The sequence below is a fragment of the Paenibacillus sp. FSL H7-0714 genome (assembly GCF_038003765.1).
Taxonomy (GTDB): Bacteria; Bacillota; Bacilli; order Paenibacillales; family Paenibacillaceae; genus Paenibacillus_AQ.
Map to the genome: position 1 here is coordinate 6,872,028 of NZ_JBBOPT010000001.1, position 21,767 is coordinate 6,893,794.

Below are 21,767 nucleotides of genomic sequence, written 5' to 3' on the forward strand. Positions count from 1 at the left end.
CTCCAAATCACGATTAGTTGTCTCATTTCAAATACTTTTTCCTATACAATCGGTATCCGATGATCATTAATCCGCCGAATAGCAACAGAGAAATCATTATCGCAACTATAAAGAACTGATTCTGTATATTAAAAAGCGTCGTAAAGCTCTTCTTCTGCTCTTCTGTATACCGATAATCGCTATTCACTGTTTCTGGCGTATAATTCAGACTCAGGGGTTGTCCATTAATAGAAATCACTCCTTCTGATGAAGTGATCGTATTGACGTCTGTAACAACCTCATGCCTCTCTTGTTTATAATCCGCAAAAGAAACCCAGTATTGTTCCAGCATCTTCAGCATTTCCTCAAGTTCTTCCTTATCCTTAGGCATATCCACAGTGATTACCGTGTCCATCGGCAGTTCTGGCATCACATTATTGGATGTTTGCAGATCCTGCAAAAAATCAATCGGCACACTATATAAAGAGAATGGAAAGGACTTGGAGGTGTCGCTCTGCTCCATATAATCAACATTTTCATCCGGATACAGTATCACAGAATCGAAAAACCCCATCCCCGCCTCCGAGTATTCCTTGTCATACGCCCAGTGCATTTGTGCTCCGATTCCAAGCGGCCCAATCTTGTTTTGCACCAGCAGATTAATGAACGCGTTCATCTTCACCTGAAGTGAATGATCCATATTACTAGTACTCGTTGAATGCATCGCAATAGGGGCATTGACCAGAATGCTGCCATTATTCGATTGCACTCTTTTGATAGCTACCATATAACGCTGCATTGCCGGATAATCGGTATTGCTGAACACTGGCCGCACACTTGCGAGAAAAGGAATCCCCACTTGATACAGCCGCTCCGCAGTCTCTGTCAGCAGTCCCAGATCAGAGAAGGGATAGATCTCTTTGATCGCAAGATACACTTTAGGCGTTGCGTTGATATGAAGCCAATCCTTCAGAACATACCCCATCGCCAGTGCACTGACATTCCCTTGTTCAAAATACGGAACATAAGCAGCATCCTCTTTACTCACAGCATAAGGTGCTTGCAGGCTATCATCCTGGAAGATCAGCTTTCCAAGGGACTGGGTTCCCTGACTTCCGGCTATATAGAGCATATCCTGTACCTGAAGTGAAATTCCCGAGAACTGTCCGATCTGGAGATCTGGATTCGCGTCATACATGACATCTGTGGTTAACTGAAGTTTCTTTGTCAGCGAGGCTGGAGGACTGTACCCGATGTGCAAATACTGTCCCTGATAATGCTCCCAATCCTCTACATAAAATTTATTAGTAATCAAAATATCCGCTGCATTACGGACCATAATCACTTTAGAGTAATGATTCAGCATCCCTTGTTCATATTGATCCAGACTTCTAAGTGTGACCTTCATGGAATAGGCCGCCAGCAGTCGCTGGAGTTCAGTCACGTTGCCTTCCTTCGTTGTCCCCTTAGCGAGGCTGTCATAGAGTAGTAGGACCTGCTGTGGCGAAGCAGCAGATTGGACAGGTGTGACGGGAATCAGAAGGGCTGTTAGGGTCAACGTCAGTAGCAATATACCGTTTAAAACTCCTCTGATGCTCACACACTCACATCCTTTTGAGGCTTTGTATACGGGCTAGAAAGGGTGCTCTTGCTAACCTGCTTAACCCGATTGCTGTTTTTAGAAACTCTACGCCCAATCACACTGGATAGGGTCAGAAAAGTGACTAAATCAAAGGATAATGTAAATAAGAACTCATGCTTGGAAATATCGGCATCGCCTGCCCCGATAATCGATACAAAAATACCTGAAAGCCCAATGCCAATCGAAGCGACAATCAATACCATTCGCTGCATACCTCTGAAATCACGGGACTTGATCGCTTTTACAAAGGAAGGCATATAGAGACCGATGACAAGCACCATCCAGAGGAAGATGAACCCGAATGTTCGCGGGGCCAGCGTTTGTTTCAGTTGGCTGTATCCGGTGAAAAAGTGACTCTGTGCTCGAAACTCCTTACCAACAGAATGCTCGAAATTCCCCATAGCCGCAGGCTTAATCGAGAATGCACTTTGAGCAGCTACATTAAGAATCGAATTAAGCTGGTCAGGGTTCGTTAAATAATATTTAAGGATGGATACAAATCCATAACGACTGTAGAAATTCTCCTCGAGAAGTGGTGAATTCACGTCTATGGTCACGTATTTCTCATAGTGAATGCTGTTCTTCAGAATGGCGAATTGCTCGTCCATCCCTAACGCTTTTAAAGCGGCTTCTGGATCAGGTGATTCCTTCAGCACCCCTCGGGTCATGGCATGGAACTGGTTAATGTTTACGAACTCATTTGAGATATTCAAATACGTGAACACACCTGCGAACAGCATCAGAGCAAGAGACGCCATTGTTAGTATCCGAAATATCTTGTCTCTACGAATCCAAAGCAGTGAACATGCCAGAACAGCAATGATCATACCCACTGGCGCATTCTGCTGCTTAGAAGTAGTCAGGATCAGCGTGCTAATTACGAACAAGGCCAGCATGGCGTAGTCATTGAATCTTTTTCGATATAACATCAGCCATGAAGCGAACATGAAGATCATCGTGATCATCACAACGCTTTCGCCGTAAAAGGAGTTAAAATAAGCCGTATACCCGGTATCTCCGAATATAAAAATAGCAATACCTGCAATGATGAATCCCTGTTTTCGGGACATCTTCCATGTAATAGCCTCTATTAATAAGTAAATTGCGATTACATATAGAATCGTATAAATCGCCGCTTGAAAGCGGATGTCGAATACCTCACTACTGAAGAACAACTTGTTAAGTCCTATAGCCAGCTTGATAAATAAGGACTGAGAGGAAAATAACATTGCACCATTCTCATTAAAATATTGAAAGATCCCATATTGCTTCACAAAATAACCAAAGTACTGACTATCATAATCCGGCAGATTGAAATAGAGTCCATTACTATAAATGCTACGGAAAAAGTCACCGTTATCCGCCACTCCGACATACGGAGCTGTGAACAGCGCGATGATGGTAATAAGCAGCACTCCAAATGCAGCAAGAAATGCAGGAGAAACCGATAAATTAGCAAGTGATATCCCCTGCCTTAGAGGCGTTTTCACCGTGTTGTCCATCATGCAGGTTCACCTTCAATACAATAAGTTTAAGTTAATAGACATAGGCCAGTAATGCCATCAGGTTGTCAAAAGAATACGCTTGGCCGCTAGCGACATCACCGAATCCTCCGTACAGTGGGCTATCCACATCTGTTACTCTGAACTCGTTCATTCTTTCAATGCTTTTATGGTGGAGAGATTCATCGCCGATTTCTGCGCCGATCATAGCCGTAATGGCATAAATGGCTGTGGAGCGGATATCGTTCAGCGGCTTACCTTCTCTCGAATATTGCCCATATAACGTTCCAGCTTCGACCTGTTGCTTGATAAAATCAATGCTGGTGGCTTTCTGCTGGCCCACTTCAGCTAAGGCTAGAATGGATAAAAGCGACTCTACTGTATTGATGTTTTCCGAACTATATTTTCCGGTCTCATAATTAAACCGTGTCTCATAAAAGGGGAATTCATCCGATAAATATCCGTTTTCCAATATTACGTTCAAATCATTCGTCAGTTTCTTACTAAATTGGCTAGGAAACGACATTTTTCGCAAAGTGCCCAAATTAATATAACACAAAGTGACGAATGTGTTTGTTGAAGAATATTCCATATCGTAGAAATCATAAAGTTTTCCGTCTTTTACATTATAATCATAAAATCTTTCGCCATATTTATCCGCTTCAGCTGTATAACGTTTATCGCCGAACTTCTCCCCTGCCTCATAAAGAGCTTGAATCATACGCAAATCATCAACGGCAGCATTCAAGGGGTATAGCTTCTGCTGTTTAGGACTGTAACGGTAGCTGAAACCGCTGTTGATATCAAAGGTTTGCTTAGCTAGTTGCCATTGCTCTGTAAATCTCTCTTGTTGGCCGCTACGCACAGCTGCCAGCATCCGGAGAGATGCCGATTCACTCAGAACTTCGTGTCCACTCGCCGCTTCCGCCGACTGATCTGTTTCAATAAAATTAGTATATACACCGTACTCACCTGTGAGTTTCGAGGTAATAAACTGTTCTAAGTTAGTTACTTCCTGCGTCTGGATTACCTTAGTATCATTTTCCGAATCTACTGGAGCTGGAGAATTAGTATGAACACTATTGGACGGATTCGGTACTGCCGTTTTTTCGCATGCCGTTAACCCTATAATGCCTGCAAATATCGCTAGTGCAGCAATAATTATTTTCCTCAAGTGATCACCTCCTTTTAATATTCTCCTATTCTGCTTACTGCCTAGTATTATCTATAACGGTAATATACAACAAAATGTTAAATCAAACTGTGAGCGTTATGTATCTATCCTTAGACAAAAAAGAGATATCCTTACGCCTTTGGCGAGCGGGATATCCCCTCTGTATCAGTTATTTATTCATTCATACGTTCCCAAAAACGATGGGCAGTAATTGCCGCGACAAGGCTGGCAGCGAACACCTCTCCGCCATCTCCAATGATTACACCCGGACTGCTTCTATGCTCGGCCGTTTCAAGTAGTTTAGCATTTTCAGTAGTCACCGCGATGGGCTTAAAGTGAGAATAGGCTTGGTTCAGGAATTGCGCTGTATCTTTATGGAATTTCTTATGTTCCGAATTTCCACCAGCTGCATAAATTGCATCAAAGAGCACCGAATCTGTCGTGGATAAGGTATGAATGACTTCAAGCTCTGTCCCCTTCGAGCCTTTAATAAATCCAAGCTTATCACTGATTATTTCCGGCTGGATCCCGGCTCTCATAAGCGTATCCAGAACAGGCATCACCAAGTCTTCATCAAATCTGTCGCCTATAATCACACCTATTTTACGTGTGTTTGGGTGCTTCTTCGTATTTGCCTGACTTAGTGCCGGGGAGATTTGAGCCACCTCGGAACCGCCCGTTTTCGGTGGCGTCGCCCCAATAGCTTCTGCTACAGGCACAGCAAGCTCTAACGTAACGTTCGCGAGCATATCTACAACCTGCTGCCGGACAGACTTACTCTTTACCTTCCCGAGCTCGAATGAATAGGCTTCAATAATATGCGTTTTTTCTGGAGCACTCATGCTGTTCCAGAACAGCTTGGCTTGTGAAAAATGGTCTTCAAAGCTTTTGCTCCGGCTACGCACCTTACGGCCCTCAACCTTCTCCTGATAATGTGCATAACCACCTTCAGCCTCTGTTGCAGGTGCAGGCGTATTGTTAGCAAGCGAATTATTATGATAGCTCACTGAACCCTGATTAATCGTCTGCCGTCCATACCCGTCACGCTGATTGTTGTGGAAAGGACATACCGGTCTATTGATCGGCAACTCATGGAAGTTAGGACCGCCAAGCCGAATTAGCTGAGTATCCGTATAAGAGAACAATCTGCCCTGAAGCAGTGGATCATTGGTGAAATCGATGCCTGGAACCACATGTCCAGGGTGGAAAGCTACCTGCTCCGTTTCGGCGAAGACATTATCCACGTTGCGGTTCAAGGTCATTTTCCCAACAATCTGTACAGGTACATCTTCCTCTGGCCATAGCTTTGTAGGATCCAGCACGTCAAAATCAAACTTAAATTCATCTTCTTCACTTAGAAGCTGAATGCCCAACTCGTATTCCGGAAAGTTGCCGGCTTCAATCGATTCCCATAAATCACGGCGATGAAAGTCAGGGTCCGCACCTGATATTTTCTGAGCTTCGTCCCACACCAAAGAGTGTACACCGAGCACCGGTTTCCAGTGGAATTTAACAAAATGGGCTTTTCCTTGCTCATTAATCAACCTGAAAGTATGCACCCCAAACCCTTCCATCATTCTGAAGCTACGTGGAATAGCACGGTCCGACATCAGCCACATTGCCATATGGGCCGATTCTTGGTTATTGGCTATGAAATCCCAAAAGGTATCGTGAGCCGATGCGGCCTGAGGCATTTCATTGTGCGGCTCAGGCTTAAGCGCATGTACTAAATCTGGGAACTTGATTGCATCCTGGATAAAAAAGACGGGCATATTATTTCCGACTAAATCGTAATTCCCTTCCTCTGTATAGAATTTGGTAGAGAATCCGCGGGCATCCCGCACCGTCTCGGCTGATCCCCGTGATCCGGCTACCGTCGAGAATCGGACAAACACCGGTGTCTTCACGGAGGGATCTTGAAGGAATTTCGCCTTTGTATATTCTTTCAGTGATTTATATACTTCAAACTCACCGTGAGCAGCAAATCCACGTGCATGCACGATTCGTTCAGGGATTCGCTCATGATCGAAATGCGTCATTTTTTCCCGGAAATGAAAGTCCTCCAGTAAGGTTGGGCCCCGATCACCCGCTTTTAAGGAGAACTCGTCCTCTGATACTTTTAAACCCTGGTTCGTTGTTAAGGTGTGACCTTCATCCTTACTGCGAAACTGTTCCAGTTGCTCATTCTTGCTGTTTCCGTTCACTTTTTGATGTTCACTCATTAACAATGGCTCCTTCCAAAGGTAAAGTAAATATTATCATGTATCTCTTACCCTTTAGGAAAGTTTGGCAAACAAAAAAAGGCGGAATTCCGCGAAGCCATAGCTCCCGAAAATCCGCCTATTCCATCTAATTCTGACCTAACCCTTAATCCTGCGATACGTCGCTTCATCGGAAACAACATACAATCTAGCATCCTTAGGAATAGCCTGATCCAGCTTTCGATTGATACTTAGATCGCTACGATCCGCCAATAAGGTTGCACCTTGCAGAAGCAGGCTCTGAAATGCATCCCCATAAGTCTTCCACGTAGTATTCACTGGAATCTCATAAATATCATCACCATATTTACGGCTCAGCAGCTGCGTTATCACCTCAGAGTTGCCCTCTTGCAGTGCAGAACGAACAGCCAGTCTGGAGATGGCATCATGCGAAAGAACGAACTCGTTTACTTGGACATGCCTGAAATTCTGAATATTCTTCTCTTGCATTATTTCTACAGTCGTATGTACTTGTGGCGCAATGCGCTCAATGCTAGAGGCAATTAACAAAGACTTGCCGTCGATCAGCGATGCTTCATCAATCCTTGTGTCCCCGAACACAATGGCTGCTCTTGCTTCATGGATGTTAGCCTTAAGAAGAATCTCATCACTGGAGGCATCGCCACTTATAAAGTGAACTTGATCCATATGCTCCAGAGGATGACTTCCTGTCTCATCAATGATGACAATGTGGCATTTTGGCGAATAGCATAGAACCTCGTCTACGGCAGCTTGTGCTTTCTTACTCCAATTAATTAGAATCACATGGTCCTTTCCCCGAAAGCTCAACGTTCCCGCTCCTCTCCTTCTCTGCACCTCCGCAATGGAGTCAATGACCTTACCAATAACCAAGCTGAGGAGGCCGATACCAAAGATATATAGAAACATGGTAAACAGCTTTCCAACTACGGTCTCTGCAAAATAGTCCCCATACCCCACTGTCGCCATCGTTGTCATAACCCAATAGAATGCATTAAACCAACTGTGAAACGTACCCGGCTCAATCAGGTAAGCAATCGACGCACTAAGAACTATAAATATCAGAATAATTAACCCTATAGTCCGTTTACGCAACCGCATCATCTTGGTGGAAATTCTCAGAAACAGATGCATCTGCCCACCCCTTCTTCACATCAAGCTAAAAGTAAAACTTATACTTTCTTAGATTTTCAATAAGGCTGCCGCTCGATGGATGGATCGGGGCAACCTTTGTCTCAACCCTATTTCATACTCGAACTAAACAATCAAACTGCTAATCGCAAATGCTGTCCCAATAAACACCAAGCAAAGCATAGTGCCTACTGCCACATTTCCCTTCTCCAGATGCTCTGAAATCTTAAAGGTTGGGGTTGCCAATTCAAAGATCCAATAAGCCGCAATCAAGCACACATAACCTACCGCAAACCAAATGATCATGTGCAGAATGGAGGTATTCGTATACGCCGCTACGCCAATAATAATAGCCGTTGCCAGAAACTTGCCGCCTAAAGCCAAGGCTACAGCCACATTGCCTTTCTTCAGCTCCTCCATATCTTTAAACGGAGTCATCAAACCAAAGATCACCATGCCTAACAATTGCAAAAGAATAATCACAAACACACTCACTACCAAATTAACCACCATCGTCACTTCGCCCACCCCCGAAATTTCGCATAAGCCGAATCATAGTCGGCAAAATCATGTACTTCCTCAAGGACTACGGAAGCGGTCTTCTTTTTTTCTAATGCGGTATAGCGTTCATCATCAATCGGCTGCTTAATCCGATTACCTGAAGGGAGCTCAAGCACCGCAAAGTTTCTTGTCTTATCCTTATACTTAGTCTTGTATACTCCTACAAGATCAACATCAGTGGTTACCGATACTTTAAGATTGGTAAGATCCTCTGCTGCCGTTTTTTCATCTGCATAAGACTTAATCGTGCTCCATGAAGACAGGCGAACTTCATTCTTCTGATCAGCATCCGTGATTAACTCGGCGTCCATGAACTGAAGTGTCCAAATTTTATCGCCAGTAGCATAATTCCCATCATTCGGGAGCAGTTCATTATCCGGCAAAACCGTCATGTCACTCCCAATTAAATCCCCTACGGTACTCTCTACCACCCGGTAGTCCCACGGTACCCGTGCTACACTATCTGAAGTTTGAGCTGTTCCTGAATCAAATACACTGCCCTGATTACTGGAACATGCGCTTAGCAACAGTACCGTCAAAAGCATCATACATAAGACTCTGATTCGGGCTTTCTTGCTCTTATCCAATTATCTCACTCCCAACGCAATAAAATGACTGGCATTGCCTGTAATCAATCCGCCCGCTCGGCCGAGCATACCACAAGGCTTCCCGTTAATCACGAACATGCCTGTCAGCAGATGAAATTCACCCTCTGATGTCGTTATCCGTGCTAAATCGGCTCTTTTTTGATACACAGTGGGGAAGAGCTGACTACTGTCATAACCGTCTTCATCTTCAAGCTCTAGCGCACCGCTATCATCAAACATGCGCACCGAACCCCCTTCACGACCAAAAACAGATTTGGACACAAAGTTCCCTGAGAATACAGGCTTATTATAAGTAGGCAAAATATAGCGCGAGATCGTCTCTCGCTCTTCCTTGTCGAATAGCAGGCCCAGCTCATACATTCCCCACACCGCTGCAACCAGCCCCTTGGATTGGAGCAATATACTGTGAGGACCATTAAAGAGCTGAAGATTCCATTGCTCTACCGCATAGGCGAGGGCATCGCCGCCTTCATCCACAGCCATCCACTCTTTAGGATATAGAGCGAACATCCGCTCGATCACACGGTCCTCCCCATCCTTGAGAATTCCGTTGTCGACCCACAGATCAAGACAATCCACACACTGGATATCGAGACCACTGTGCTTCACTAATGCTTCTATCGTACCTGAATCTTCAAGATGAGATCCATAAGCCACACAAGCTGCGGTATCCGGACGTTCTACCTGCCAAGCTGCCGCAACTTGTGCCTTCATCCCTTGATTTGGACTCTGCATTCCAGCTTGCTCACAGATCCATGGTGTAGCTATCGAGGCTTCCACATAACCTGTTGGGGTATCCGCATTCAGTTCGAGCAGCTTAATCGTCCCATCATGGGCTATGGCAAAGTCAAATCTGGCATACCGACTAATGAATCCTTCTTCTGGCATAGGACACCCGTCAAGCATCTCCCAAAGTACAGGGGGAATCCCAAGCAGTTCATACAAATCGCGCTTTAGATGAACATAGCGAACCGCTTTATCGAGAATGGCCCAGAGTTTTGATGAGGCTTCTTCAAGCTCCTTATAAGTGTCCCTGTGCATTAGAGCAATTGCATCCAACCAGTACTCTTCATCCTCAAGATCAGCCCAAGTGAACCCGAGTTCATATAACGCTTTGACCCGTGGACCTCTTTCAAGCTCAGACTGATCTAGAATTTCAAATACACTCTGCTGCTCACTCATCCGCCAAAACCACTCTTACTTGAGCCTGATCTCGAAGAGGACTTCGAGCCTGAGCTAGATTTAGAGTTCTTCGAAGAGTTTAATCCGCTGGAAGTGCCACCGATTCCATTTTTTGAGGAAGAACCTCTTCTCGTAATAGAGCCTGTGGAGGAAGTCGATGTTTTGGGCTTTACAACAGAACCGGGAACCTTCTTATTCTGGAATTTCTCACTGCTATAGGTAGGCGGCTTATAAGTTGTTCTGGTGCCTCCATAATAAGTTGGACGGTCCTTAGACCATCCTCTGGAAGAGTAATTGCCACCACTGTTAAACAGCATGTGATATAGCAGCAAGTCATCCCAACCAAAACCTGAATGATATCCACCATAGTTATTCACTACCGTCGTTCCATTATTGGTTACAACACCTTGGCCTTCCTGTTCTACCTCTTGTGCACCTTCCGGATATGGAATATTCCAATCCACATTTTTGTCAAAATAGGCTTTAACCTCTTCAGTAGACCAGGACACTAGCTGTGGTTCATCTCCAGAAGTATTTGCACTAGCCCCTGCGCCGCCAGGAATAAACATAGCATTCGCTAACAAAGCTATGCCTAGCGAAGTAGATAATACTCGAATGGGCTTACCATCAGAAGTGAATAATTTGGATACCGCTAATTCCTTATCCTTTTCATCTTTAGACATCGTAAGGTTCTCCTTCCCTTATCTCAATCATTCGTTGTGCATCGGAACAAGTAAAAGCTCCAGCTTGCCTTCATCTACATTCAGCCGTCCTTCAACCGTTTCATATTCAACACTGCCAACCACAATATAATTGACATGCTCTAACGCTGCGATCATATTCATGCTCCACGTGCGTTCCTCAATGACTCGCAGCCCGCCTTCCGGCATTTTTTCAAATAAGATTACATTCATCCCATTGTCCATTATTACCATTCCTTCCTTAGTTCTGCTATAGCATCTGATACGTCTTTATTACCTTTTCGTTTCAGTTCTAGGTGTGCATAGACTGCCCAACCTTACTCTTGGCGTTAGAACGTCTATATAAAAGAAGAATTCCTAACGAGCACAAGCAAACGAGGAGCAACACGCCGTATACATGCTGATATGCTTTTGCAGGGGAGATATCACGCTGAGCATGCAGTAAAAGCCCGCAGACTGCAACAGATACAGAGCCTCCGAAGAATTGAACCAGTTGTAAAAGCCCCATACCAGAACCAATCCAAGTCCTTGGAAGAACTATAGAAGTTTCATTGTTTAAGGATGCCATCGTAGCTGAGAAAGCGGGAGAGAAGCATAGATAACCTAGCAGTAGTACTACAGGTGATACAGAAAGATTCAGGGCAAACACAGCCATAACGGCTGCAAGTATACAATGTCCAATCACTAAGAAGCGTATATTACCGTACCGATCAATAAAACGTCCCACATAACGGGTCAGAAAAGCAGATAATAACGCTCCCGGTGCGATATACAAACCAATCATCAGCGCTGATTTATCGAACAGATTAGCGAGCGCAAGCGGCATCAGGAACAAGTTCCCTAAGTTCAGCACCAGAATACAAAAGCCTACGGCAACCAGTTTCAAGTAACCCGGCATGGTAAGCAGCTGCGGATTAATGAATGATTCCTTGGCCTTCTTCAGATGTACGGCATGCACGATAATAGACACTACACCCACCGCTAGCCATACAAGCGACTGGGTAGTTACAGCTACCAGTAAACTTGCCGCATTTACAACGGTCAGCGCTGCCCCCAGGATGTCAAAGCTTGCAGGCTGTGGCTGTTCCTTAGGCAATAACCGCAGCAGTACCGGCAGCACAATAAGCACAAGGCAAGTTATGCCGAACAATCCGTTCCAGCCAAAGTACTGGCTGATGACACCTCCCACAATAGGACCCAAACCAAAGGCCATTGCACTCCCCGCCGAGATCATCGCAATAGCAGCGCCGCGTCTTTCAATCGGAACATAGCGACTGGCGAGTACAAGCCCCAATCCAGCCATAGATCCGGCGCCCGCAGATTGTAGGATTCTTGTAATCAATAGCATATTAAAGTCATGTGCGAACAATCCAAACACTGATGCTGTCCCCAGCGTAATTAAGCCAATGGTCAAGAGCTTGCGAATCGGCACCAAGTCGGATAACCGGCTATAAATAACCGTCGACAACGCATATCCAATCGAATAGCTGGAAATGACCCATGAGCCTAGGTCAGCAGAAATTTGGAGATCCTGAATAATGGTTGGAAGCGATACATTAAACATCGTTGTGTTCATCACTACAATAAAGAGGCACATCGTCCATAATGGCATGACAATTTTCTCATTCATTCCTACTTTCTCATTCATTCCTACTCCATCCCTGTCCTAATTTATCTATACATGCTCAACTAATTTTATGCCTATAAAAAGAGGTTGGCAATTAGAAGAGGGAATTACTTGCGCCACATCAATCCACACTCCCGTTCGATTATGATCTCCATTCTCCGCAATATATACTTGTAGTGTTTCAATCAGACCCGGCTTGTGATAATGATAAGATCTTAGAGGTATATTATATCGCGCATGAACTAGGAAAAGAGTGTTCACAAGAGTTCGCATAGAGAATTTCTAAATAGGAGGTAGTAGCCATGAGGGGTTTGACAAAAGAAGTTGCGATGGAAATTGTTCGACGTACGATGCATGTGATTGGGTACAACGTCAATGTTATGGACAAGCGAGGACGAATTATTGGGTCTGGAGATGGTAAGCGGTTAGGGCAATCACATGAGGGTGCATTACTCGCGATAGAGCGTCGTGGCAGATTCGAGATTGATCAGGAGAGCGCCGCTAGATTGCAGGGGGTATTGCCCGGCACGAACCTTGTTATTGAGTTTGAGAATGAGATTGTTGGTGTTATTGGGATTACTGGTGATCCCAAGGAAGTGACGAAATATGGTGAATTGGTGAAGATGACAGCGGAAATGTATCTTGAGCATATGAAGCTGTTAGAGCAGGCTCAATGGGACAAACGAATGAAGGAGAATTTCCTGCTCGCGGTGATGAATGGCGATGAGGGGAACGTACAAACATTGCGACATCAAGCACAGCAGATTCATTTTCAGGTGGATAAGCCTCATATCGCATGCATCATTGAATTAATTAATCGTAATGAAGAGGATCTAATGGCAACAATGAAGCGGGTAACTGATGTATTAGAAGGACGCCCGGCTGTTCAATTGATTACCATTCGTAATGCCAGACAAGTTGTTCTGGTCAAGGAGCATCTCCATGAGCGGAAGCCGCATACGGATATATGTGAAGGAATTCACCAGATAAGACGTTGGTTAGATGAAAAGGAGATTTCTCCACTACGTATCGCGGTAGGCAAACCTTTTACAGGGATTCAAGGGATGATGAAGTCCATTCAATCCGCAGAAGATACGATGCGTGCAGGCTATGCAATATATTCGGATGAGCCGGTTTATTATGCAACGGATCTGCAACTGGAGACGATGGTCGTTCCGAGTGTACATAATTGGATGTCGGAGGAGTTGCTGCAGCTATGGGCGCATTTTGTGGAGGAGGATCGTAGTGGTGAGCTTCAGCAGACATTAGCTCTATTTTACTTCGAAAGTGGGGAGCAACAGCATATCGCTGAACGACTGCGCATTCATCGGAATACGTTACGCTACCGACTCCAGCGTATAACCGAGCTCACAGGGAAGGATCCAAGAAATTATCAGGAGCTGTTCCTACTCATGAGTGCGCGTTGGTTATATTTGTTGGAGCATTCTGCTATGTCTTGTGATGAATAAGAGGATATATGTGCATATGCACAAAAAAAGACATCAATTGATGCGAAATATTTATTTCTCCGCCTAATGAAACGCTTACAAATATTCGCTAAAGTATAGGTATGAGCTCAAACCACATATCGATATATACAACTCTGTGTAAAACTGGGGAGGAATAACTCATGACAGTGAGTGTAAGCGTTTTAGGTGCTTTAGCTGCATTGGTTGTGGCAATCGTTCTAATATTGAAAAAAGTACCGCCAGCCTACGGCATGATGATCGGTGCGTTAGTAGGTGGTTTAATCGGCGGCGTGAGTATGGTGGATACCATTACGCTGATGATGGATGGTGCCAAAGGGATGATTCCTGCCGTGCTTCGCATCTTGGCAGCAGGTGTGTTAGCAGGTGTATTGATTGAATCAGGCGCGGCGAAAAAGATTGCAGAGACGTTGGTTCAGAAGGCCGGCGAGACACGGGCATTACTCGCATTAGCCTTAGCAACAATGGTTCTTACAGCGGTCGGTGTATTCGTGGATGTAGCTGTTATTACTGTAGCACCCATTGCATTAGCTATTGCACAACGTGCGAATCTATCGAAATTGGCAATCCTGATCGCTATGATCGGCGGCGGTAAAGCCGGTAACATCATGTCACCAAACCCGAATGCGATTGCCGCATCAGATGCATTTCATATTCCATTAACTTCGTTGATGGCAGCAGGTATAATCCCAGCTGTATTCGGGATTATCGTAACGTACTTCATCGCAAAGCGTTTAAACAATAAAGGCAGTAAAGTAGAAGCTTCTGAGGTAACGAATAATCCGAATGAGCAGCTTCCAAGCTTCTTTACAGCCTTTCTAGCTCCACTTGTAGCCATTATCTTGTTATCCCTTCGTCCAATTGCAGGCATCGTAATCGATCCAGTTATTGCGCTTCCAGTAGGAGGTATCGTAGGCGCCATTGCAATGGGAAGATTTAAGAAGTTAAATGAGTTCGCTGTATTTGGTCTTGGTAAAATGACGGGTGTAGCCGTCATGTTAATCGGGACAGGTACACTAGCTGGTATCATTGCAAATTCGCAATTAAAGGATGTTATTATCGACGGCCTTACTGCATCTGGCCTACCGGCATACTTGCTTGCTCCAATCAGTGGTGCGTTAATGTCTCTTGCAACAGCATCGACAACAGCAGGCACAGCCGTAGCAAGCTCTGTGTTCGGCTCCACCATCATGGGACTTGGCGTAGCTTCGCTTGGAGCAGGGGCAATGATTCACTCTGGTGCGACTGTATTAGACCACATGCCTCACGGCAGCTTCTTCCACGCAACTGGTGGCAGTGTGAACATGCAGATGAAAGAGCGTCTGAAATTGATTCCTTATGAAACCGCAATTGGTCTAACACTAGCGATCGTTTCGACATTAGTATTCGGTGTATTCCAATGGTTCCTATAACAACTGTTGAAGCATAAACAACACAAAAGGATGTGAAGAGCATGAAGTTTGTTTTGGCACCAGATTCATTCAAAGAAAGTATGACAGCAATGGAAGCCTGTGAGGCCATAGAACGAGGACTTCGTTCCTCTTTTCCCGATGCAGAATATATTAAAGTTCCGATGGCAGATGGCGGCGAAGGTACGGTTCAGTCACTCGTCGATGCGACAGGCGGACGAATTGTACATTGTGACGTAACAGGGCCGCTCGGTCACCCTGTGAATGCATTTTATGGCATTATGGGAGATGGAAAGACCGCGATTATTGAGATGGCAGCTGCTTCTGGACTTGGGCTTGTGCCGAAGGAAGAGCGTAATCCGTTGATCACCACGACAAAGGGTACAGGAGAGCTTATCGTTCATGCGCTGAATGCAGGCGTACGTTCTATTATTATGGGTCTTGGTGGCAGTGCAACCAACGATGGCGGTGTAGGCATGGCACAAGCGCTTGGATTCCGCTTCCTGCGAGAAGATGGAACGGAGATTGGATACGGTGGAGGATCGCTAAGTGAAGTTACCCGTATTGATAGTGATCATGTAGATCCGAGACTCCACGGTGTACAAGTGGTAGCCGCATGTGACGTAGACAATCCGTTAACTGGTGAGCGCGGGGCATCCGCCATCTTCGGTCCGCAAAAAGGTGCAACACCCGACATGGTGAAGCAATTGGATGCAAATCTTGTACGTTTAGCAAACATCATTGAGCGCGATCTCGGCAAAGAAGTGAATGATACAGCAGGTGCAGGTGCAGCAGGTGGACTAGGTGCTGGCGTGATGGCCTTCCTAGGAGCCAAATTGAAGCGAGGCGTGAACATCGTCGTCGATGCCATGAAGCTTGCGGATAAAGTGAAAGATGCCGATTATGTCATCACAGGCGAAGGGGGTATGGATAGCCAAACCGTCTATGGCAAAACACCGATTGGTGTTGCCAAAGTAGCACAAGCCGCCGGTGTACCTGTTATTGCCTTAGCGGGTTCCCTCGGTACTGGCGTAGAAGCCGTGTACGAGCATGGTATCGATATGTTCTTCTCCATCGTGCCTGGAGTATGTACGTTAGATAAAGCGCTCACCGATGCTTCCTTCAACATGGAGCGCACCGCGCGCAATATAGGTACATTAATCAAACATAGTAAACGTTAATCGCAAGTATAGACGCCTTCTGCGTCGCGTGGAATTAATTATTATATTAAAAAAAAGATCTGACTCATGCCATGAAGCTGAGTCAGATCTTTTATTTCGTTTTTGCAAGCTAATCTAAGCTTAAGTTTAGGACACTTGAGATTCCTTAGTAAGAACAGGTACGGTGTTATCCGTTACCTGCACATCATCCTTTGTCTTGGAGAGGACAATGTTCAGTACAATCGCTGTAAGCGAACCGGATACGATACCGTTCTGTAGCAGCATCCGCGCAAATTCAGGCAGCTCTGCGAACATTGCAGGAAGTGTCGCTGAACCTAAGCCAACAGCAATACTGCAAGCAGCGATCAGTAGATTACCATCCTTGCGGAGATCCACATCGGATAGAATGGATATCCCGGAAACGGCAACCGATCCGAACATGACAATCATGGCTCCACCAAGTACGGCATTCGGTACAATCGTCGTCAAGGCAGCCAGCTTAGGCAGGAGTCCTAGTACAATCATGATCCCGCCAGCGGCAAAAATAACATTACGGGTCTTAATGCGAGACAACGAAATCAAACCCACATTTTGAGAAAAAGCAGTGTATGGGAAAGCATTAAAAATTCCGCCCAGCATAATTGCTACTCCCTCGGAACGCAGTCCGTTTACGATCTGCTTCTGTTCAACTTTCTGATCAATTACTTTACCTACTGCAAAATAAACCCCAGTAGACTCCACCATACTAACAATGTTAACGATGATCATAGTGAAGATTGCAGTAAGACTGAATTCAGGCCATCCGAAGTAAAACGGTTGTGCGATGCTTACCCAAGAAGCGTCACCTACCGTAGAAAAATTAACGATACCCATTCCATAAGCAATCGCTGTACCCACCACAAGACCTACCAGAACTGAGATCGAGCGCAGGAATCCAGTGGCGAAACGGTTAACTGCTAAAATGACAAGTAGTGTAATCAGTGCAAGCAACAAATTGCGGGGTTGTCCAAAATCAGCGCTGCCTTCTCCGCCAGCAACGTTATTCATAGCTACTGGAATAAGAGATAACCCGATAATGGTCACGACAGAACCCGTTACAATGGTCGGGAAGAACTTCAGTAGCTTCCCATAAAGCGGGGCCGCAAGAACAACGAACAAACCGGAAATAATGATCGCACCATACGCAGTCGCCAGATTATGTGTCGAGGCAATCGCAATAATCGGGCCAACTGCTGTAAAGGTACATCCAAGAATAACCGGGAGCCTGCTACCAAAATACTTGGTGCCCATTATTTGCAGCAGTGTAGCCAATCCGCAAGTGAACAAATCGGCTGCGATGAGGTAAGCCATTTGAGTCCCATTTAGCTTCAAGGCACCCCCAACAATCAGCGGTACAATTACTGCTCCTGCATACATGGCTAGGACATGCTGAAGACCTAACGTAAATACCTTTTGCTTGCTTAACATCCCGCACTCTCCTTGATTTTCTCTAATGAGCTTTCATTATCAATGAAGTGAATTTCACCTGGTGACATAGATGCAATACGAGCCAAGGCATGGACTTCTATGCCTCTGTTCTCCAGAAGGCTCCGGCCTTCTTGGAAGCTCTTTTCAATGACACAGCCGACGCCAAGGAGCTCTGCTCCTGCCTCTTTTACGATATCAACCAATCCCACAAGTGCAGCACCAGTAGCGAGGAAATCATCCACAATAAGCACTTTGTCATTCGCTCCAAGATATTTCTGGGAGACGCTGACCAGATAGTCCTCTTGGCGAGTAAAGGAATGAACAGGTGCTGAGTAGACAGCCTCTGAGAGCGTCACTGCTTTCTTTTTCTTCGCATAAACAAACGGTACACCTAATGCAATCGCAGTAGCCATGGCGAACTGAATCCCACTAGCTTCAATCGTAATCACCTTAGTGATCGGTTGATGACCGAACAACTTTTTGAACTCTTGACCGATTTGCAGCGCTAGCTCCGTATCGACCTGATGATTCAGAAATGAATCTACCTTCAGTACCGTATCTGATAAAATAAGACCCTCTTGTCTAATGCGCTCTTGAAGTACTTTCATCGTGAACTAATCTCTCCTCTTCATTAAAAAAACAAAAAAAGGACAAATCCCTTGAGTCGTTTCTCTCAAGTGAATCTGTCCTTCTGGGCTTTTGTCCCTTAGTGGTGTAACACTACATAGTGTCCGCATCGCTCGGTCCAGACCTTTCCTCCAAAGAAGAAAGCGGAACCCTAGATGCGCTATTTCACTCATAGTCGGATAATTACGATGGTTATCCGGTAGAAACTTATGGGCCATATCCCCAAGATTATATGAGTTTTATTAATGTTCGATATGAATACCTTGTATATCTTACACGCTCTGTCTGGTGCTTACAAGCAAAATTTTTAGTGTTTTGCATACCATTTTCAGGTTATTTTCACGAAATTCAATTGTTTACATTTAGTAGGGGTTACTCCAAGATCTTCTGCGCCGTTTCTTCGGTCGTTACGAGCACATTCATATACCCGCCATTTAGCGCGCCCAAGATCCCCGAAACCTTCTCCAGCGATTCCGCTACACCAATAGCGTACCTCGCTCGTCTGATCTGCTCCAGCTCAATGGTCAACGTTCGGTCCGATATTGCTGTGCGTACAGGCAATCCATTGCCATCATAAAAACGCGAGCAAATATCACCAGCTACTTCCCCGTCCTCCAATTCATCAATCACAGCATCGCCATAAAATCCACGCCATGCCTCTTCGCCTTTAATTTCCGGTGATCCAATGCCGAATATAGCGATATCCAGCCGATCCCATGCCTTGGAAATGGTCTGATAATACTGCGAACGCATCAGTTGATCTCTGGTTTCCTTTTGCTCCGTGATCGCTGGCACGTCAATCATTAATGAGCGCGCACCCCACTTTAAGGCAGCTTGGTAGCAGATATTATTGACATGGTATCCGCTCTCCATCTTTCCAGATGGACCACCCACCGTAGGAACACAGGTTACAAAAGGCCTCTGTCCGAGGGTCAGATTGTCTACAACGGCAGCTAAGCTGCTTCCCCAAGAGAACCCAATCGTATCTTTCGGCTGAACCACTTGCTCCAGCCATCTTGCACAAGCCTGTCCAATGGCTTTACGCTTGATCACCCCGGACTGGGCTGGATCTACCTCTACAACAATGGCTTCCTTCAGCCCGAACCGTTCTTTCAATTCCTGCTCCAGTGTACAATGATCTCCAATATCGTAATTGATGGTGATTGTAACGATGCCCTCTTCACGGACTCTCTTCAGCATCCTACTTATGGTGGTGCGATATATGCCAAGTTCATTAGAAATTTCACTTTGCGTTAAATTCTGCTCATAGTACATTTGTGCAATCTTAATGAGCAGCTTCTTGTCTTCTTTTCGATCCATGATAGAACTCCTCGCTTTTTTCAAGGATTTGACGAATCCATAACCCCTAGTTATACTGTAGACGATTATTTTGCACATTTTTTATTATATTGCACAAATGTGCAAATTATCAATTTTTTAATGGAGATGATCGGCTTTGAATATGGACTTTAGAAAGAAAAGTTGCGCCGTAGAAGCTCTAAAGTATATTGAGAACGACACAACCATTGGTTTAGGTGGGGGTAGTACGATTTCCTATTTAATCGGGAATATTAAAGAAGCAGATCTTCGGTTAAAGGTAGTGACCCCCTCCTTCACTACAGCTTCACTCTGTGTCCAAAATGGATTGCAGGTTGTACCCACTTGGTCCGTTGACCGAATAGCTGTTGCTTTTGACGGCTGTGATGAGGTGGATGAGCAACTGCATGCGCTTAAGAGTGGTGGCGGCATTCATACGAAAGAAAAACTGATTGCTAGTATGGCGGATCATTATATATTGCTGGTAGATGAAACTAAACTTGTGAACAAGCTAACCTTCAAGCATCCCGTAGCATTGGAAATTCTTATGGATGCTCTTAGTTATGTTCAACATTCCGTGAAATCGCTGGGCGGCAAGCCTGAGATTCGAACAAGCGCAAGTAAAGATGGGTATACGGTCAGTGATCACGGCAATGTGCTGCTGGATGTCTTTTTTGACAAGGTAGAGGATAGCACTGCTCTCCAAACTGAACTCAAAGCTATTAACGGGGTCATTGAGACCTCCCTATTCACGAAAGAAGTTACCTCAGCACTTGTGGCTGGTTCAAATGGAATCAAGGTAATCTCTAAGTAAGCTCAAACAATCAAAACAGGCGAGGTGCTAACCATGAACAATCTGAAGTGGGCAATCATCGGCCCAGGAATTATCGCTACTGAATTTGCGGCTGCTCTAAATGACATCGGCGGAACTTTATATGCGGTAGGATCACGAACCTTAGAGAAAGCCCAGGCGTTCGCGAGCCAATATGGAGCGGAGAAGGCTTATGGCAATTACAGCGAAATGCTGCAAGATCCAGAAATTGATGTCGTCTACATCTCAACACCACATAGTAACCACTACGAATACATCATAGAAAGCTTGCAGAATAACAAACATGTCCTCTGTGAAAAGGCGATCACCGTAAATAGCAAACAACTGCAGGAAATCGCCGAGCTTGCTAAACAAAAAAGCTTAGTCGTCGCAGAGGCTATGACCATCTACCATATGCCACTGTACAAAAAGCTACGGCAAATCGTGGATGAAGGTAAGATCGGACGCCTCAAAATGGTGCAAGTCTCCTTTGGCAGCCATAAAGAATATGATGTGAACAACCGTTTCTTCAGCAAAGATTTGGCTGGAGGGGCGCTGCTGGATATTGGGACGTATGCCTTGTCCTTCACAAGATTCTTCCTGTCCAAACAGCCACAGGAAATTTTAACGACAGTGAAACGTTTTGAGACAGGCGTCGATGAACAATCCGGAATCATTCTGAACAACGATGCGGATGAAATGGCGGTCATCTCCCTTACCATGCGCTCCAAAATGCCTAAACGCGGCGTCGTTGCTGGAGAACTTGGCTTTATTACCGTAGATAATTTCCCACGGGCCTCCAAAGCCACGATTCAATATTTAGATGGCACCCTAGAAACGATTGAAGCCGGCGATACTTCCAAAGCGCTGCAATACGAAATTGAAGATATGCAGCGCTATATCGCGGCAAACGGCAACCAGGAAACCCTTAATCTCTCTTTAGATGTCATGGACATTATGAGTAATGTTAGAGAACAATGGGGAATCAAATACAGCTTCGAATAACATACTGAACACAATAAGATCAATATCAAAGCGTTGGTATTCCCTTCAACTGAAGGAAGCCCAACGCTTTATTGCGGATATTTTTCTAGGAATGGATGACAATATCCTTAGGTGATTTCTTATAGGTACTTTTTAGT

At 45.1% G+C, this 21,767-nt stretch carries 19 protein-coding genes and 1 riboswitch; of the genes, 5 read left to right on the forward strand and 14 right to left on the reverse strand.

Annotated features, from left to right (window positions below; translation table 11 throughout):
* Nucleotides 1-22: 22 nt before the first annotated feature.
* From NST34_RS30920 to NST34_RS30970, 11 genes are all read right to left on the reverse strand, one after another.
* On the reverse strand, nt 23-1,579 hold the full coding sequence (locus NST34_RS30920; RefSeq protein WP_341129417.1) for a hypothetical protein: 1,557 nt from the start codon (nt 1,577-1,579) through the stop codon (nt 23-25).
* The gene (wsfD, locus tag NST34_RS30925) at nt 1,576-3,126 is read right to left on the reverse strand and encodes a glycan biosynthesis hexose transferase WsfD (RefSeq protein ID WP_341129418.1); all 1,551 of its coding nucleotides are present in this window, start codon (nt 3,124-3,126) and stop codon (nt 1,576-1,578) included. The genes NST34_RS30920 and wsfD overlap by 4 nt, the downstream gene beginning before the upstream one ends.
* Before the next feature lie 31 nt (nt 3,127-3,157).
* Nucleotides 3,158-4,297: a glycosyl hydrolase family 8 gene (locus tag NST34_RS30930; protein WP_341059202.1), complete on the reverse strand. Its 1,140-nt coding sequence runs from the start codon at nt 4,295-4,297 to the stop codon at nt 3,158-3,160.
* 173 nt (nt 4,298-4,470) lie between these two features.
* Nucleotides 4,471-6,519 carry a catalase gene (locus tag NST34_RS30935; protein ID WP_341129419.1) on the reverse strand — a complete coding sequence of 683 codons (2,049 nt, stop codon included), beginning with the start codon at nt 6,517-6,519 and terminating at the stop codon, nt 4,471-4,473.
* A 138-nt stretch (nt 6,520-6,657) separates the two neighbouring features.
* Nucleotides 6,658-7,671: a potassium channel family protein gene (locus NST34_RS30940; RefSeq protein ID WP_076298004.1), complete on the reverse strand. Its 1,014-nt coding sequence runs from the start codon at nt 7,669-7,671 to the stop codon at nt 6,658-6,660.
* Nucleotides 7,672-7,794: 123 nt separating this feature from the next.
* Complete coding sequence (locus NST34_RS30945; RefSeq protein ID WP_149645447.1) at nt 7,795-8,187, reverse strand: DUF350 domain-containing protein; 393 nt, start codon at nt 8,185-8,187, stop codon at nt 7,795-7,797.
* Nucleotides 8,184-8,777, reverse strand: a complete 594-nt coding sequence (locus NST34_RS30950) for a hypothetical protein (protein ID WP_179085796.1) — start codon at nt 8,775-8,777, stop codon at nt 8,184-8,186. The genes NST34_RS30945 and NST34_RS30950 overlap by 4 nt, the downstream gene beginning before the upstream one ends.
* A 39-nt stretch (nt 8,778-8,816) precedes the next feature.
* Nucleotides 8,817-10,019: a glutathionylspermidine synthase family protein gene (locus NST34_RS30955; RefSeq protein ID WP_341129420.1), complete on the reverse strand. Its 1,203-nt coding sequence runs from the start codon at nt 10,017-10,019 to the stop codon at nt 8,817-8,819.
* Entirely contained in the window at nt 10,016-10,702 is a 687-nt protein-coding gene (locus NST34_RS30960) for a hypothetical protein (RefSeq protein ID WP_149645450.1), read from the reverse strand. The genes NST34_RS30955 and NST34_RS30960 overlap by 4 nt, the downstream gene beginning before the upstream one ends.
* Nucleotides 10,703-10,729: 27 nt before the next feature.
* Entirely contained in the window at nt 10,730-10,933 is a 204-nt protein-coding gene (locus NST34_RS30965) for a hypothetical protein (protein ID WP_445253162.1), read from the reverse strand.
* Nucleotides 10,934-11,012: 79 nt separating this feature from the next.
* Nucleotides 11,013-12,368 (reverse strand): MFS transporter, encoded by a 1,356-nt coding sequence (locus NST34_RS30970; protein WP_341129421.1) that lies wholly within the window; start codon nt 12,366-12,368, stop codon nt 11,013-11,015.
* A gap of 281 nt (nt 12,369-12,649) precedes the next feature.
* Between NST34_RS30970 and NST34_RS30975 the strand changes: the two genes are divergently transcribed.
* The 3 genes from NST34_RS30975 to NST34_RS30985 all read left to right on the forward strand — a co-directional run bounded on the left by NST34_RS30975 (nt 12,650) and on the right by NST34_RS30985 (nt 16,424).
* On the forward strand, nt 12,650-13,816 hold the full coding sequence (locus NST34_RS30975) for a sugar diacid recognition domain-containing protein (protein WP_341129422.1): 1,167 nt from the start codon (nt 12,650-12,652) through the stop codon (nt 13,814-13,816).
* A gap of 161 nt (nt 13,817-13,977) precedes the next feature.
* Complete coding sequence (locus tag NST34_RS30980; protein ID WP_341051195.1) at nt 13,978-15,246, forward strand: GntP family permease; 1,269 nt, start codon at nt 13,978-13,980, stop codon at nt 15,244-15,246.
* A gap of 41 nt (nt 15,247-15,287) precedes the next feature.
* The gene (locus NST34_RS30985) at nt 15,288-16,424 is read left to right on the forward strand and encodes a glycerate kinase (protein WP_341129423.1); all 1,137 of its coding nucleotides are present in this window, start codon (nt 15,288-15,290) and stop codon (nt 16,422-16,424) included.
* A gap of 126 nt (nt 16,425-16,550) precedes the next feature.
* Here NST34_RS30985 and NST34_RS30990 read toward each other — a convergent pair whose 3' ends face one another.
* The 3 genes from NST34_RS30990 to NST34_RS31000 all read right to left on the reverse strand — a co-directional run bounded on the left by NST34_RS30990 (nt 16,551) and on the right by NST34_RS31000 (nt 19,817).
* Nucleotides 16,551-17,870, reverse strand: coding sequence for a nucleobase:cation symporter-2 family protein (locus NST34_RS30990; protein ID WP_341129424.1), 1,320 nt, complete (start codon nt 17,868-17,870; stop codon nt 16,551-16,553).
* Nucleotides 17,864-18,478, reverse strand: a complete 615-nt coding sequence (locus NST34_RS30995; RefSeq protein ID WP_339799366.1) for a xanthine phosphoribosyltransferase — start codon at nt 18,476-18,478, stop codon at nt 17,864-17,866. Before NST34_RS30995 ends, NST34_RS30990 begins: the two co-directional genes overlap by 7 nt.
* Before the next feature lie 171 nt (nt 18,479-18,649).
* Nucleotides 18,650-18,753, reverse strand: a riboswitch (purine riboswitch).
* Nucleotides 18,754-18,869: 116 nt separating this feature from the next.
* On the reverse strand, nt 18,870-19,817 hold the full coding sequence (locus NST34_RS31000) for a sugar-binding transcriptional regulator (protein ID WP_341129425.1): 948 nt from the start codon (nt 19,815-19,817) through the stop codon (nt 18,870-18,872).
* Nucleotides 19,818-19,959: 142 nt separating this feature from the next.
* Between NST34_RS31000 and rpiA the strand changes: the two genes are divergently transcribed.
* On the forward strand, nt 19,960-20,628 hold the full coding sequence (gene rpiA / locus NST34_RS31005) for a ribose 5-phosphate isomerase A (protein ID WP_340975040.1): 669 nt from the start codon (nt 19,960-19,962) through the stop codon (nt 20,626-20,628).
* A gap of 33 nt (nt 20,629-20,661) precedes the next feature.
* A complete protein-coding gene (locus NST34_RS31010; RefSeq protein ID WP_341129426.1) occupies nt 20,662-21,630 on the forward strand; it encodes a Gfo/Idh/MocA family protein in 969 nt (322 codons plus the stop codon).
* The last annotated feature ends 137 nt before the right edge of the window (nt 21,631-21,767 follow it).